The sequence below is a fragment of the Streptomyces sp. NPDC002138 genome (assembly GCF_040296485.1).
Lineage (GTDB): Bacteria > Actinomycetota > Actinomycetes > Streptomycetales > Streptomycetaceae > Streptomyces.
Window position 1 is genome coordinate 1 of record NZ_JBEOXE010000114.1, and the last position, 14,276, is coordinate 14,276.

General features: G+C 72.3%; 15 protein-coding genes and 1 pseudogene. 9 read left to right on the forward strand and 7 right to left on the reverse strand.

Annotated features, from left to right (window positions below; translation table 11 throughout):
• Both ABT084_RS36555 and ABT084_RS36560 read left to right on the forward strand, forming a co-directional pair.
• Nucleotides 1-1,135: acyl-CoA dehydrogenase family protein (locus ABT084_RS36555; protein WP_351053760.1), on the forward strand; the 1,135-nt coding region annotated here is incomplete at its 5' end.
• A 13-nt stretch (nt 1,136-1,148) separates the two neighbouring features.
• Complete coding sequence (locus tag ABT084_RS36560) at nt 1,149-2,336, forward strand: lipid-transfer protein (protein WP_351053763.1); 1,188 nt, start codon at nt 1,149-1,151, stop codon at nt 2,334-2,336.
• 91 nt (nt 2,337-2,427) lie between these two features.
• Here the strand turns inward: ABT084_RS36560 and ABT084_RS36565 are convergent, their stop codons facing one another.
• The gene (locus tag ABT084_RS36565; RefSeq protein WP_351053766.1) at nt 2,428-3,327 is read right to left on the reverse strand and encodes a GNAT family N-acetyltransferase; all 900 of its coding nucleotides are present in this window, start codon (nt 3,325-3,327) and stop codon (nt 2,428-2,430) included.
• A 191-nt stretch (nt 3,328-3,518) separates the two neighbouring features.
• Nucleotides 3,519-3,878 (reverse strand): response regulator, encoded by a 360-nt coding sequence (locus tag ABT084_RS36570; RefSeq protein ID WP_351053792.1) that lies wholly within the window; start codon nt 3,876-3,878, stop codon nt 3,519-3,521.
• Between the two features lie 288 nt (nt 3,879-4,166).
• Between ABT084_RS36570 and chsH3 the strand changes: the two genes are divergently transcribed.
• From chsH3 to ABT084_RS36585, 3 genes are read left to right on the forward strand one after another with little or no spacing between them, the layout of a single operon-like run.
• Nucleotides 4,167-5,021 (forward strand): enoyl-CoA hydratase ChsH3, encoded by an 855-nt coding sequence (gene chsH3 / locus ABT084_RS36575; protein WP_351053768.1) that lies wholly within the window; start codon nt 4,167-4,169, stop codon nt 5,019-5,021.
• A gap of 53 nt (nt 5,022-5,074) precedes the next feature.
• Entirely contained in the window at nt 5,075-6,151 is a 1,077-nt protein-coding gene (locus tag ABT084_RS36580) for a Zn-dependent alcohol dehydrogenase (RefSeq protein WP_351053771.1), read from the forward strand.
• Nucleotides 6,152-6,201: 50 nt separating this feature from the next.
• Nucleotides 6,202-7,143, forward strand: a complete 942-nt coding sequence (locus ABT084_RS36585) for a 3-oxoacyl-ACP reductase (RefSeq protein WP_351053774.1) — start codon at nt 6,202-6,204, stop codon at nt 7,141-7,143.
• A gap of 49 nt (nt 7,144-7,192) precedes the next feature.
• Here the strand turns inward: ABT084_RS36585 and ABT084_RS36590 are convergent, their stop codons facing one another.
• The 5 genes from ABT084_RS36590 to ABT084_RS36610 all read right to left on the reverse strand — a co-directional run bounded on the left by ABT084_RS36590 (nt 7,193) and on the right by ABT084_RS36610 (nt 11,618).
• Nucleotides 7,193-8,401 (reverse strand): hypothetical protein, encoded by a 1,209-nt coding sequence (locus ABT084_RS36590; protein ID WP_351053776.1) that lies wholly within the window; start codon nt 8,399-8,401, stop codon nt 7,193-7,195.
• On the reverse strand, nt 8,398-8,979 hold the full coding sequence (locus tag ABT084_RS36595) for an RNA polymerase sigma factor (protein ID WP_351053779.1): 582 nt from the start codon (nt 8,977-8,979) through the stop codon (nt 8,398-8,400). The genes ABT084_RS36590 and ABT084_RS36595 overlap by 4 nt, the downstream gene beginning before the upstream one ends.
• On the reverse strand, nt 8,976-9,218 hold the full coding sequence (locus ABT084_RS36600; protein WP_351053781.1) for a hypothetical protein: 243 nt from the start codon (nt 9,216-9,218) through the stop codon (nt 8,976-8,978). The genes ABT084_RS36595 and ABT084_RS36600 overlap by 4 nt, the downstream gene beginning before the upstream one ends.
• A gap of 181 nt (nt 9,219-9,399) precedes the next feature.
• Nucleotides 9,400-10,278 carry a chitosanase gene (locus ABT084_RS36605; protein WP_351053784.1) on the reverse strand — a complete coding sequence of 293 codons (879 nt, stop codon included), beginning with the start codon at nt 10,276-10,278 and terminating at the stop codon, nt 9,400-9,402.
• 131 nt (nt 10,279-10,409) lie between these two features.
• Nucleotides 10,410-11,618 carry a hypothetical protein gene (locus ABT084_RS36610; RefSeq protein ID WP_502969287.1) on the reverse strand — a complete coding sequence of 403 codons (1,209 nt, stop codon included), beginning with the start codon at nt 11,616-11,618 and terminating at the stop codon, nt 10,410-10,412.
• A gap of 163 nt (nt 11,619-11,781) precedes the next feature.
• Between ABT084_RS36610 and ABT084_RS36615 the strand changes: the two are divergent.
• From ABT084_RS36615 to ABT084_RS36630, 4 genes and pseudogenes are all read left to right on the forward strand, one after another.
• Nucleotides 11,782-12,063: pseudogene (locus tag ABT084_RS36615) on the forward strand (ABC transporter substrate-binding protein); the annotation flags it as partial.
• Nucleotides 12,064-12,129: 66 nt separating this feature from the next.
• On the forward strand, nt 12,130-12,987 hold the full coding sequence (locus tag ABT084_RS36620) for a Nif3-like dinuclear metal center hexameric protein (RefSeq protein WP_351053787.1): 858 nt from the start codon (nt 12,130-12,132) through the stop codon (nt 12,985-12,987).
• Nucleotides 12,984-13,727, forward strand: coding sequence for a zinc ribbon domain-containing protein (locus ABT084_RS36625; RefSeq protein WP_351053797.1), 744 nt, complete (start codon nt 12,984-12,986; stop codon nt 13,725-13,727). The genes ABT084_RS36620 and ABT084_RS36625 overlap by 4 nt, the downstream gene beginning before the upstream one ends.
• Nucleotides 13,727-14,276, forward strand: a 550-nt coding sequence (locus ABT084_RS36630) for a reverse transcriptase-like protein (RefSeq protein WP_351053789.1), incomplete at its 3' end; no start/stop codon positions are given. The genes ABT084_RS36625 and ABT084_RS36630, both read left to right, overlap by 1 nt.

The window sequence follows — 14,276 nt, forward strand, 5'->3', positions numbered from 1 at the left end:
CGATCACCCCGGCCACCGTCGTCCGCCGCGACCGCCCGCCCTCGTCCTCGAACCACTCCCGCCGGAGGCCGAGACCCACCGCGCGCGGGCCCGCACCGCCCTCGCGGACGCGCACGGCCTCGGCCCGGCCGCCGCCCGCCGGGTGCTGGCCCCCACCGGCTACGCCGCCCCCTACCTGCCGCCGCCCTACGGCCTCGGGGCGGGCCCGGTCGAGCAGCTCGTCGTCCAGCAGGAGCTGAAGGAGGCCGGGGTCAGGCTCGCCGACCTCGGCATCGCCACCTGGGTGGTGCCCTCGCTGCTCGCCTACGGGACCCCCGAGCAGCGGGAGCGGTACCTGCTGCCCACCCTGCGCGGGGACGTCACCTGGTGCCAGCTCTTCTCGGAGCCGGGCGCGGGCTCCGACCTCGCCTCGCTGCGGACCCGGGCGGAGCGGAACGAGGACGGCACCTGGAAGGTCAACGGACAGAAGGTGTGGACGAGTTCCGCGCACAGCGCCGACTTCGGGATCCTGCTCGCCCGCACCGACCCGGACGCGCCCAAGCACAAGGGGCTCGGGTACTTCGTCGTCGACATGAAGGGGGCGCGCGGGATCGACGTACGCCCCCTCAAGGAGATCACCGGCGAGGCCCTCTTCAACGAGGTGTACTTCGACGACGTCGAGCTGCCCGCCGACGCGCTGGTCGGCGCGGCCGACGGCGGCTGGAAGGTCGCCCGCAACACGCTGGGCAACGAACGCGTCCACATGGCCGACCAGATGACCTTCGACACCGGCCTCGAAGCGCTGATCGCCCGCTCCGCCGACCTCGACGGCGCGGGCCGGGCCCGGATCGGCGCGCTGGCGGCCGAGGCGCACGCCCTGGCCTGCATCGGGCTGCGCACCACCCTCCAGCAGGTGTCCGGGCTGGAGCCGGGCGCGGGCGCGTCCGTACGCAAACTCGTCCAGACCCCGCACCAGCAGCGGACCGCCGAGCTGACGCTCGAACTGCTGGGGCCGACGGGTGCGGTGTGCGAGGGGGTGGGGGCGCGGGCGGTGCACGGGATGCTCATGTCACGCTGCCTGACCATCGCCGGGGGCACCACGCAGGTCCAGCTCAATGTCGTCGCCGAGCGCATTCTCGGCCTTCCCAGGGACTGAAGGGCTACGCGAGATGAAGTCGTACATCGTGGGCGTCGGCATGACGAAGTTCGAGAAGCCGGAATCGCGTGACTGGCAGTACTGGGACATGGTCAAGGAGGCCGGGACCGCGGCGCTGACCGACGCGGGCGTGGACTACGGCCTGGTCGAGCAGGTGCCGGTGGGGTACTGCTTCCAGGCCTCGACGGCCGGTCAGCGGGCGGCGTACGAACTGGGCCTGAGCGGGGTCCCCGTCTACAACGTGAACAACAACTGCGCCACCGGTTCGACCGCGCTGATGATGGCCCGGCAGTTCGTCGAGGGCGGGATCAACGACTGCGTCCTCGCGCTCGGCTTCGAGAAGATGAAGCGGGGCGCGCTGGGCGGCGGGGCCGACGGCGGTGACTTCAAGACCTCCCCGGTGGCCCGGCACTACGGGATCATGGCCGCCGGGCACGGCTTCGAGATGACCCCGCCGACCGCGCAGATCTTCGGGAACGCGGCGCGCGAGCACATGGAGCGGTACGGGACCACCGAGGCGCAGCTGGCGGCGGTGGGCGCGAAGAACCACCGGCACTCGGCGAACAATCCGAACGCGCAGTTCCAGGACGTCTACACGGTCGAGGAGATCCTGGCCGCCAAGACCATCCACCGGCCGCTGACGAAGCTCCAGTGCTCGCCGACCTCGGACGGCGCGGCGGCCGCGCTGGTGGTCTCCGAGCGGTTCGTGGAGCGGCACGGGCTGGGAGAGAAGGCCGTCGAGATCGTGGCGCAGTCGATGACCACGGACACCGGCGAGTCCTTCGCGTCGGGCTCGTGCATCGACGTGGTCGGCAAGCCGATGACGGCGGCGGCCGCGCGGCAGGTGTACGAGCGCTCCGGGCTCGGGATCGAGGACGTCGACGTGATCGAGCTGCACGACTGCTTCTCGGTCAACGAGCTGCTGACCTACGAGGCGCTGGGCATGTGCGAGGACGGGGCGTCGGGGAAGCTGGTGGAGAGCGGGGCGACCACCTACGGCGGGCGCTGGGTGGTCAATCCGTCCGGCGGGCTGATCTCCAAGGGGCACCCGCTGGGGGCGACCGGGCTGGCGCAGGCCGCCGAGCTGGTGTGGCAGCTGCGCGGGCAGGCCGGGGCGCGCCAGGTGCCGGGGGCGGGCGTGGGCCTGGCACACAACATCGGGCTGGGCGGGGCGGCGGTGGTGACGCTGCTGCGGAAGTGACGCGGGTGCGGGGAGGGGAGCGGGTGCGGGGAGGGGAGCAGGTGCCGGGAGGGGCGCCTCTCCCCTCCCCGCACACGCTGTGCGCCGCCCGTCAGGACGCCCGGTCCGCCGGGTGGAAGTTGATGCGTTCACGGACGACGGGGAAGCCGGCCTTGGCGAAGTTCGCGGCCATGGGGTGGTTGCCCCGGTCCGTCGCGCCCGTGACGTACTGCGCGCCCTGCTCGACGAGGACGTGGGTGCACTCGGCGAGCAGGTCGTAGGCGTAGCCGTGACCGCGCTGTTCCGGGACGACCCCGATGAAGCCGATGGTCGGGCCGGAGGGGTTGTGGGCCGGGATGTGGATGCCGGCCAGCGCGCCCTCCGGCGTGTGCGCGACCTGCCACCACTCCCGCGGGGAGGGGCACCAGTGGAAGAAGTCGAGCTCCTCCTGGGCGGCCTGGTCGAGGCCGCCCTCCCGGACGGCCCGCAGCGCGTGCGCGTCCAGGGTGGCGGAGTGGATGCGGCGCAACGCGCCGAAGAACACGGCGTCGTCGGGTTCGGCGCTGAAGCGCAGGCGTCCGGGCCGCTCGGGCAGCCCGCGCTCCGGGGTCCAGCGGTAGAGGAAGCGCTCCACCAGGAGTTCGTAGCCGGCGGCCCGCGCGGCGGCGAAGCGGGCCTCGCCGGCGCCGCGCAGGTCGTCCCGCTCCCGCCAGCCGCCGGGCAGGTCGATCTCGAGTTCGACCTGCCAGGGGGCGGAGCGCAGGAGTGCGGCCCCGGCCTCCTCCTCGCCCTCGGCCACGTCGAACCAGTTGATGTTGACGGGCTCCGCGTCGTCGGGGCCGCCCCACCACGCGCCGCGCGCGACGACCCGGCCGTCGCGCAGGGCCACGCGCTTCCAGTCGGGGCGGAACACGGTGCGCAGGTGGCCCTCACGGGCGCCGAGCGGGTCGGGAAGTGCGTCGAAGAGCTGGGCGTCGCTCGCGGAGAGCGCGCGGATGACCGCAGCGGTCATGGATTCCTCCGGGATACAGGCTGCTGGGAGCGCTCCCGGTCAGAGGTGACGAAGCACGCCGGGACAGCGGAAGGGGGAGCGCGGGAAAGGTGTGGACTGCACGGCACTCGCCTCCTTCCGTTCGTCTCAAGGCGTGGACCACACGCTACGTGATCTTCCGCGGGCCGGTCCAGGGATTTCCGGCCCGCCCTTCAGGACGGGCGCAGGGCCGGGTCGATGACCGTCTCGCCCATCGAGGCGCGGCGCAGGGAATCGGCCAGGTCCTCGATGGGCAGATCGCGCAGGATCACGCCGGCGGCGCCCGCCGCCAGCGCCGCGTCCAACAGGCCGGGATGGGCCGAGCCGGTCACGACCAGCACCCGGCACTCCGGATCCTCCCCGTGTACGGAGGCCACCGCGCCCGGCGTCTCCACCAGCGCCACGGCCGGGCGGGCCGTCGCCCCGGCGACCACCTCGATGTCCGGCTGGAGGCCGAGCCGCAGGGCCAGCGCCGGGTCCGGCGGGACCAGCAGGACCCGCAGGGACTTGGCGGTCCGGTACTCCCGGGGCATTTCGTTCACCGGGTCAGGGTAGGCCCGCGGGCGTGCCCACAGGCGTGGAACACACCCGGCCACAGCGTGAACTGACGCGAGGTCAGGAGTCTTCCCAAGTGCTGAGGCGTGCGTTATACATTCCTTCATCGGTCCTAGAACGCGTTCTAGAACTTCTCCGGAACGCGGCGGGGCCGACCCGCATGCGACCTCGGTGCGGCCGACGGTGCGGACGGTCGCACCGAGGTCTTCCCGTGCCTTCCACGGCCCCCTCTGGTGTGGAACGACGAACAAGGAGCAGCATCCTCAATGCCGATCGATGCCGCCAAGGCCCTCGCCGCCGACCCCCGCGTGGGGGAGATCAGCTGGGACCACAAGGACATCCAGCTCTACCACCTCGGCCTCGGCGCCGGCCTCCCGGCCACGGACCCCGACGAGCTGCGCTACACCCTCGAATCCAAGCTGCACGTCCTGCCCAGCTTCGCGACCGTCGCGGGCGCGGGCATGGCCATGCTCGGGGGCCTCGCCGCGCCGGGCATCCAGGTCGACCTGGCCGCCGTACTGCACGGCGGGCACTCCATCGAGCTGCACCGGCCCATCCCCGTGAAGGGGCAAGCCACCTCCACCTCCAAGGTCGCCGCCGTCCACGACAAGGGGAAGGCGGCCGTCATCGTGCTGCGCTCCGAGGTCACCGACGCCGACGGCCCGCTGTGGACCAGCGACGCGCAGCTGTTCGTCCGGGGCGAGGGCGGCTTCGGCGGGGACCGCGGACCCTCCGTGCGCGGCGAGGCGCCCGAGCGCGCGCCCGACCGGGTCGAGGAGCGGCGGATCCGCGAGGAGCAGGCCCTGCTGTACCGCCTGTCCGGCGACTGGAACCCGCTGCACGCCGACCCCGAGTTCGCGAAGCTGGCCGGCTTCGACCGGCCGATCCTGCACGGGCTGTGCTCGTACGGCATGACCCTCAAGGCCGTGGTCGACACGGTCCTCGACGGGGACGTGACCCGGGTGCGCGGCTACCGCACGCGCTTCGCCGGGATCGTCTTCCCGGGCGAGACACTCCGGATGCGGATGTGGCGCGAGCCCGGCCGGGTGCTGGTGTCGGTCACCGCCGCCGAGCGGGACGACGCGCCGGTCCTCGCGGACACCGTCGTCGACCACGCGTAACGAGAGATCGAGCAGCAGAGCGAGAACCGGAACCGGAAAAGAGGAGCCGCACCGTGCGCGCAGCACTCCAGAGCCAGATAGGCCAGGACAAGCTCGAAGTCGTCGAGGACATGGAGGCCGTGGGCTTCGGTCCCGGCAAGGTGAAGATCCGCATCAAGGCCACCGGCCTGTGCCACTCCGACCTCTCCGCGATGAGCGGGGTGCTGCCGCAGCCCGCGCCCTTCATCCCCGGCCACGAAGGCTCGGGCGAGGTCGTGGACGTCGGTGACGGGGTCACCAGCCACGCGATCGGCGACCGGGTGCTGGTCTGCTGGCTGCCGCCCTGCGGCCACTGTCCGTCCTGCAAGCGGGGGCAGGGCCACCTCTGCCTGGAGGCGTTCGGGAACGTCGCCACGCCGAACTTCCGCCGCGGGGACAGTGAGATCTTCGGCTTCGCCGGGACGGGCACCTTCGCCGAGGAGATGGTGGTCCCGGCGGGCTGCGCGGTGCCGATCCCGGACGACGTGCCCTTCGACATCGCCGCCCTGATCGGCTGCGGAGTGACCACGGGACTCGGCGCGGCCATCAACACGGCCAAGGTGGAGGCCGGTTCCTCGGTCGCGGTGATCGGCTGCGGCGGCGTCGGCATCTCCGTCATCCAGGGCGCCAAGGTGCAGGGCGCGGCGCAGATCATCGCGGTGGACCCGGTCGCGTCGCGGCGCGAGGCGGCTCTGCGGTTCGGGGCGACCGAGGCGGTGTCGCCGGACGCCTTCGCCGACGCCAAGAACCGGATCACCGCCGGTGAGGGCTTCGACTACGTCTTCGAGGTGGTCGGCAAGTCCCAGACCACGCAGACGGCGTACGAGATGACCCGGCGCGGCGGGTCGGTCGTGGTGGTCGGCGCGGGCGCGCTCGACGACAACTACTCGATCAACATGTTCTCGCTGTTCTTCGACGAGAAGAAGATCCTGCCCTCGATGTACGGCGGCGGGGACGTGCTGCGGTCGTACGAGCGGACCATCGGCCTCTGGCGGGCGGGCCGGGTGGACCTGGCGGGCCTGATCACCCACCGGGTGCGGCTGGCCGAGATCAACGACGCGCTCGACCAGATGCGCACCGGTGTCGCCCTGCGCACCTGCATCGAACTCTGATTCCTGGTTCTTGGCCGCCGGGCGGTCATTTTTCGAGAGGAACGGGCACCATGTCGCTCCCCCTAGAGGGACTTTCCGCGATCGTCACCGGCGCCGGGCGCGGGCTCGGGCGCGCCGAAGCGCTCGAACTCGCCCGCCTCGGCGCGAGCGTGGTCGTCAACGACTTCGGCCAGAGCGGCCGCGACGGCTCCGGCGAGGCCTCCGCCGCCCCGGCCGAGGAGGTCGCGGCCGAGATCCGCGCGGCGGGCGGGCAGGCGGTGGCGCACCTCGGTGACGTGGCCGACTTCGAGCAGGCCCGCGAGCTGGTCGAGCTGGCGGTGGGCAGTTTCGGGAAGCTCGACATCCTGGTCAACAACGCGGGCATCCTGCGGGACCGGATGGTCTTCTCGATGTCGGAGGCCGAATGGGACTCGGTGATCCGGGTCCACCTCAAGGGCCACTTCAACACCACCCACTTCGCGTCCGTGCACTGGCGGGAGCGCTCGAAGGCGGCGGGCGGCCCGGTCTACGGCCGGATCGTCAACACCTCCTCCGAGGCCTTCCTCGGCGGCTCGGCGGGCCAGCCGAACTACGCGGCGGCCAAGGGCGGCATCGTCGGGCTCACCACCTCGACCGCGCTGGCGCTGGCCAAGTACGGGGTCACGGCCAACGCCATCTGCCCGCGCGCCCGTACCCGCATGACGGAGGACGTCTTCGCGGGCTTCCAGGTGCCGGAGGAGGGCAAGCTGGACCCGCTGGCGCCCGAGCACGTCTCGCCGCTGGTGGGCTACCTGGCCTCGCCCGCCTCGGCGAAGGCGAACGGACAGCTGTTCGTCGTGCACGGCGGGATCGTGGTGGTGATGGAACGGCCGCGCGTGGCCGCGAAGTTCGACACGACCAAGGAGGCCTTCTCCTACGAGGAGCTGGACGAGGTCCTCACCCCGCACTACGCCGCCCGACCCGCGAACGAGACCTTCGCGGCCTCGGAGGTCCTGGGCCTCAAGCACGGCTAGTGCGGATCTTGCCGGGCGAGCGGGCCGGGCCAGATCCGAACGAACCGGCCTACGTCAGCTCGGCGAGGTCCCTCACCGTCGCCGTGCCCGAACGGACCACCCAGATCCCGCTTCCCGCGGGGGCTTCCAGGGACCGGTTCTTCAGGTCTTCGACATCCACCGCGTCGGGCCAGTTGGTTCCGCTCTCGGACCAGCGCACACCGTCGAGGGCGAGGCCCTTGAGGTCCGCGGTCCGCAGGTCCGATGTGGTGAAGTCGTTGAGGAACGCGTCGACCGACTCCATGCTGAGCGTGGGCAGCCTTCGGTCGAGGACCTCGCTGATGACGTCCTTCACCTGGTCCGCGCTGGAGCGCACGAGTTCTTCGGCAAGGCGGCCGGCGCGGTCGAGGTAGCGGGTGATGTCGAGGACGCGGCTCTGGAGATGGCCCGGGTTGTAGCGGTAGTCGAAGGGGTGGCGCTTGAAGTCGCGGACGGCGTCGAGGGCGCGGACCATGTCGAGGTAGATGACGATGTCGAGTGCGCGGGCGAGGTAGTGGTCGAGGTCGGGAATTCCGGCCAGCGCGCAGGTGAGTTCGTGGACGAGTGCGCGGACGCGGTCGAGGTTGTTACGCACGTGGTCGAGGTTGCGGACCCGGCCGATGGCGCGGACGAGGGGGGCGGGGGCCGGGCGGGGGGCGCAGTCGCGGGCGAGGGCCAGGGCGAGGGCGCGGGCGAGATCGCGGCCCACGGCCCCGGCGACGTCACGGGCGTGGTCGACGTCGCCGACGAAGCGGCGGATGAAGCCGTCGATGAAGTCATCGGCGCGCGGGGCGCCGACGGGGTGGTCGAGCGCGCCCGCCGCGCGGCGCACGGCGGCGGCGGTCAGGTTCATTTCGGCGACGCGGTCGAGGCCGAGGCCGAGCTGTCGGCAAGCTTCCTGGACGTCAGGGTGGACGCGTAGTGCCAGGCGGGCCTGGGGGCTGACCGATCGGATGAGATGTTCCGCGGCGACCACGTCACCCTCGGGGGCCCTCACCGACGGCTGAAGCCCCGGAACGGGCAGAGGCGCCGGGACGATGGCGCCCAGGCCGGATTCGATGTCGAGGACGGTGGCGAGGTCGTTCACCATGGCGTTGTGGCGGGAGGGGAGCAGGACCTCGCACAGGCCCGCTTCAACGTCGAGGACGGCGTGGAGGCCGTCCTCGAGGGACCGCTGATGCCGTTCGAGCATGTGGTTCGGCAGCTGGTCGCGTGCGTCCGTCGCCTGGCGGTCGGTCACTGCTGCGCCTCCTCTGCCCCGGACCCGGCGGCGAGGGCGCGGCGTGCCTTCTTGAGGCTGGCGCGTACTGCCTCGGGGGTCAGTTCGAGCTGTTCGGCGATCTCGGAGGGCTTGTAACCACTGAACGTCCAGGCCAGGATCTGGCGCTGCCGATGAGGCAGTCCTTTCACCAGCTGGAGCAGGTCGTGCCGGCTCTCCCATTCCCCGATGGCGTCCGGCCGGGGAAGCAGCGATGTCGGCTCGAAGACCTGCTCGGTGGGCTGTTCCCGGACATCGGTGGCCCTGCGGATGTAGGCCCGGGAGGCGACGACGTGTACCCAGGCCTCGGGCGAACGAAGGTCGCTCCACCGTTCGTACGCCTTGATCATCGCGTCTTGGGCGATATCGGCGGCCACGGGCAGGGTGGCGCCGTGGTTGATCAGAAAGGCGGTCAGTTTCCTGACGGTTTCGCGGTAGAAGGCCGAGAACTCCACGTGCAGGTTGAGACTCGAGCGGCTGTCCTCGTCGAGAGCGGCACGTCCGGCGGTGGGTGTGACGGCAGCGGGGTCGCCGCCGTCCGTCGCGTCGTACGGGCTCATGCCGCCCCCTCCTCCTCTTCGGCGCGGGCGTGAGTGATCCGTACGCGAAGCCGGTGCCCGTCGCCCTGGGAGTCCAGTTCCAACCGTCCGCCCCGGGAGACCACTTCGGCGGCGTCGGTGAAGGCGTGATGTCGGGCGCGTTCGTACTGCACCCGCCAGCGCAGCCGCAGCCACAGGCCGAGCAGCGCGGACACCTCCCCGACCATGACCAGGCAACCGGCAATCGTGACCGTGTTCATGTGGCTCTCCCTGTTCCCGCGGAACGCGACGCGGCGGACGCGCCGTCAGTAGTGAGAGCCCGGCGGGGGCCGCACCGTGAACTTCCATCGGCGGATTTCTTCTGCCGACGTGCCGACGTGCCGACGTGCCGAGTGCCGGGGGCGGTCGGCCGCCCCCGGCACTCGCGTTCAGGCGGCCGGATCAGCCGATGTGGTAGGAGTCCCCGTAGACCTTCCAGTCCAGCGGGGTGTTCAGGGCGAGGTTGCCCTTCTTGAGCCAGACCCGCTGCGCGGTGTCCACGCGGCTGGTGTCGCTGTGGGCCTCCTCCTGCTTCATCGCCCAGACGCGGGCGTCGAGGAAGGCGTTGAGCCAGGTGGTCTCGTTGCCGCCCTGGGACGGGGGCTTGGCCTTGGACAGGGCGCGCTTGCGGATGCCGCCGAAGCTGGTGGAGTCGTCGCCGTCGCCGTGCATGACGATGGCGTCGTAGTACATGAACTGGCCGAGGGTGCCCACCCCGTCGCTCTTGCCCCGGCTCACGGCCGGGTTGAAGTAGACCCGGTCCCGCTCGTGGTCCTGGGCCTGCTTGAAGGTGCTGTCGGAGGCCGCCTTGGCCCAGTCCTTGGTGAAGTTCGGGTCGAGGCCCTTGTGCGAGGGGGTGCCGTTGACCTTGCGCAGGGCGGGGAGGTACTTGGCGAGGACGTTGTCCGGCTTGACGCTGGTGTAGTACTCGACGAGGTCGAGCATGTCTCCGGTGCCCGAACAGAAGCCGATGATCCCGGCGGTGTAGCCGCGGTCGTCGTCTATGTCCTCGATGTACTTGTACTGCGCCTTCCAGTCCAGCGAGGAGTTCTCCGCGCTGGAGACGATCTGCATCGCGATGTCCTTCTTCGCGGGGTCGTCCAGGCCGGCCGCCGCCGCGCCGAGGGGTGCCGCCGAGAGGGGGGCGACGGCAGCCGGGGCGCCGGCGCCCGGCGCGGCGTGGGCCGCGACCGGTACGGCGAGGACCGCCGCACCGAGCAGGGCTCCGACGGCCAGCCGCGTGCGACGCGAACCGGTGCTGCGGTGATGAGGGGTGAACACAACGCCTCCAAGGGGGGGTTGGTGCGTTCCGCTAATGTTAGGAAACTTACCTATCATATAAACGGGCATGCGGAACACCCCTCCGGCACGCAGTGACGGACGGTCAGCCGGAAAGACCGGTACGGGAACGCCTAGCGCAGCGGCGCCTGCTGGAGCGGTACGGGCCGTGGCGCGGCCGTGGGCGCCGGCCCGGGCTCCGCCGGTACGGGCGGCGGCGGGCTCTGCGGCAGCCCCAGGCTCACCACACCGCACGGGACGTACGGGGTCGCGTACGGCAGCCGCAGGCGGCCCTCCCGCGACCACAGCCCGGTGCCCAGCCACCCGGCGGGCGCCCCGAGCCGGAAGACGTGCCGGTCGGCCGGGCGCCACAGCGCGATCCCGGCGGCGCCCGCGGCGGCCCCCGGACCCGGCTCGCCGATCCGCAGCGCCACCGCGCAGCTCTCCGGCATCAGCATCTGGCCCGGCTGCACCGCGAACGGCACCGCCGAAGCCCCCTCGGCCCGCAGGCACTCCGGGAAGCGCACCGGGCGCGAGCTGCCCAGCACCCCCCAGCCGAGGCGGGCCCCCTCGCCCGGCGACGGCGCGTCCGAGCGGATCAGCAGCAGCCCGCTGTCCGGGTCGGCCAGCAGCAGGCGGTCGTCACTGGCCTCGGTGATCTGCAGCAGCGGCGAGATCTCGCCACCGCGGCCCAGGTCCACGACGACGGCCTTGGTGCGCCCCTCCCGCTCGCGGTCCAGGGCCAGCAGCCGCCCCTCCCGGTCCAGCCAGACGCCTCCCGAGCAGCGCCCGGGCACCTCGGCGACCCGCTCGGGCCCGAAGGCGCCCCCGGCCACCAGCCATACCGCGGTGGAGTGTTCGCCGACGGCCAGGGCGTACGCGCTGCGCCCGTCCGGCGCCGGGGGCAGCAGGCTCAGCCGGCCGCACTCCAGGGCGCCCAGCGGGAGCTGCCCGGTGCGCGGGCCGGTGTGCGGGCCGCCGTGCGTCCCGGTGGGGTAGAGCAGGGAGAACGCGTGGTGCCCGGCGACCCGGCGGTGGATCAGCACCCGCCCGTCGGCCAGCGGGAGGACCTCGGTGTCGGCCTCCTCGGGCTGCTCCAGCGGGAGCGGAACGGCGTACGGCTCGGGGCCGTCGAGCGTCCAGCGCTCGGGGTAGCGCGCCTGGCCCTCCCCGGCCAGCCGGGCGGCGTACGAGCCGTCGGCGGCGATGGTGAACGCCGGGGCGGCCACGGGCAGGGCTGGGTCAGGCTCGGGATCGGCTCCCGGGGCGGCTTCCGCAGCGGCCTCCGGACCGGTCTCCGGCGCCGCTTGCGTCACGGGGTCCTCAACGGCACAGGCAGTCATCTGTGCTCACCTCCGGTCGCGAAGCTAGTTTTCGCCCCTCCCGTCGAGCGGCATGACCACACCCGCTTCACACATACGGGTGGCCGCCTTGCGGTTCGGCTGTGCGGCGAGGGGCGATTGTGCTGTGCGATATCGGGGCGTTTGGGGTGAGGAGGTGTGGTGAGGGTTACCGCGCCCGAAGAACCAGCAGGCCGAGGAACTGGCCGTGGAGATCCGCACCGAGCGCGTGGACGAGGCCGCCGCCGACTGGATCTTCACCGGTGTCTACGGCGCCAAGGACAAGACCAAGCGGGACTCCGCCGGGGACAACCCGCTCTGGAAGAACCCGGACGCGGTCAAGAAGGGCCAGGCCAGGGACGTCCCGGACGAGACCTGGTACCTCGGTCTCGGCGTGACCGCCGCCGACAAGGTCCTCGACGACCTGCGCACCTTCCTCGCGAAGTAGGGCCCCGCGCCCCGGGCGTCCCCCGCTGGTCGGCGGGGGGCGCGCCACGGACGGTAACCTTGGCCCGTGCCCCGTCTCTCTGAAGTCATCGCCGCGCTGGACGCTCTCTGGCCCCCCTCGCGGGCCGAGCAGTGGGACGCCGTCGGAACCGTCTGCGGCGACCCCGGCGCCGAGGTCTCCCGGGTCCTGTTCGCGGTGGACCCCGTACAGGAGATCGCCGACGAGGCGGTGAAGCTGGGCGCCGACCTGCTGGTCACCCACCACCCCCTCTACCTGCGCGGCACCACCACCGTCGAGGCGGGCACCTTCAAGGGCCGCGTCGTGCACACGCTGATCAAGAACGACATCGCGCTGCACGTCGCCCACACCAACGCCGACAGCGCGGACCCCGGTGTCTCGGACGCCCTCGCCGGCGCGCTGGACCTGCGCGTCACCGGGCCGCTCGTGCCCGACCCCACCGACACCGACGGCCGCCGCGGCCTCGGCAGGATCTGCGAGCTGGACCACCCCGAGACCCTGCGCGAGTTCGCCGCCCGCGCCGCCGCCCGGCTGCCGCACACCGCGCAGGGCATCCGCGCCGCGGGCGACCCGGACGCGCTGATCCGCACCGTCGCCGTCAGCGGCGGCTCCGGCGACAGCCTCTTCGACCACGTGCGGGCGGCCGGTGTGGACGCCTTCCTCACCGCCGACCTGCGCCACCACCCGGTGTCCGAGGCCCGTGAGCAGTCCCCGCTCGCCCTCGTCGACGCCGCCCACTGGGCCACCGAGTGGCCCTGGTGCGAGCAGGCCGCAGCGCAGCTCGACGCGATCTCCGAGCGCCACGGCTGGGGTCTGCGTACCCACGTCTCGCGCACGGTCACCGACCCCTGGACGGCGCACGCGCCGTCCGTTTCCGCCCCTTCTCTCCCTGGAGCCCCCAACTGAACGCCGAGCCCGCCGACCAGATCCGACTTCTCGACGTCCAGGCCCTGGACGTGCGGCTGTCCCAGCTCGACCACAAGCGCAACTCGCTGCCCGAGCACCTCGAGCTGGAGGCCCTGACCAGCGACCTGACGCAGCAGCGCGACCTCCTCGTCGCCGCGCAGACCCAGGAGAGCGACGCGGCCCGTGAGCAGGTCAAGGCCGAGCAGGACGTGGACCAGGTCCGCACCCGCACCGTCCGCGACCAGGCCCGCCTCGACTCCGGCGTGGGCGTCTCGGCCCGCGACCTGGCGAACCTGCAGAGCGAGCTGGTCTCGCTCGCCAAGCGCCAGGGCGACCTGGAGGACGTCGTCCTCGACGTCATGGAGCGCCGCGAGGCCGCCGCGGAGCGCGTCGCCGAGCTGACCGCCCGCGTCACCGAGCTCCAGGGCAAGGCCGACGACGCCACCGTGCGCCGTGACGCCGCCCTTGCCGCCTTCGACGCGGACGCCGCGAAGGTCGCCAAGGACCGCGAGCTGATCGTCGCCTCGATCCCGGCGCCCCTGATCGCCCTGTACGAGAAGATCCGCGCCAAGCAGAACGGCGTCGGCGCGGCCAAGCTGTACCAGCGCCGCTGCGAGGGCTGCCGCCTGGAGCTGGACATGGCCGAGGTCAACGAGATCAAGAGCGCGGCCCGCAACGAGGTCGTCCGGCACGAGAACTGCGGCCGCATCCTGGTCCGTACGGCGGACTCGGGCATCTGATGCCGCGCGTGGTCGTCGAGGCGGACGGCGGGTCCCGGGGCAACCCGGGGCCCGCGGGCTACGGCGCGGTGGTCCTCGACCCGGTGACGGGGGAGACCCTCGCCGAGCGGGCGGAGTACATCGGCGTCGCCACCAACAACGTCGCCGAGTACAAGGGCCTGGTCGCGGGGCTCACCGCGGTCAGCGAGCTGTTCCCCGACGCCACGGTGCTGGTGCGGATGGACTCCAAGCTCGTCGTCGAGCAGATGTCCGGCCGCTGGAAGATCAAGCACCCGGACATGAAGCCGCTGGCGGCCGAGGCCGCGCGGATCCTGCCGCGCGCGCAGGTGACGTACGAGTGGATCCCGCGCGAGCGCAACAAGCACGCCGACCGGCTCGCCAACGAGGCGATGGACGCGGGCAAGCGGGGCAAGCAGTGGGAGCCGTCCGCTTCCTCGGCCGCGCTCGACCACGGGGCGGCCCGGGCCGCAGTCCCATGTCGACCTGGACGATCCGGGGTACCTGGACTTCTCCTACCAGCGCCGGATCGGGCACCTCATCGACCTGGCC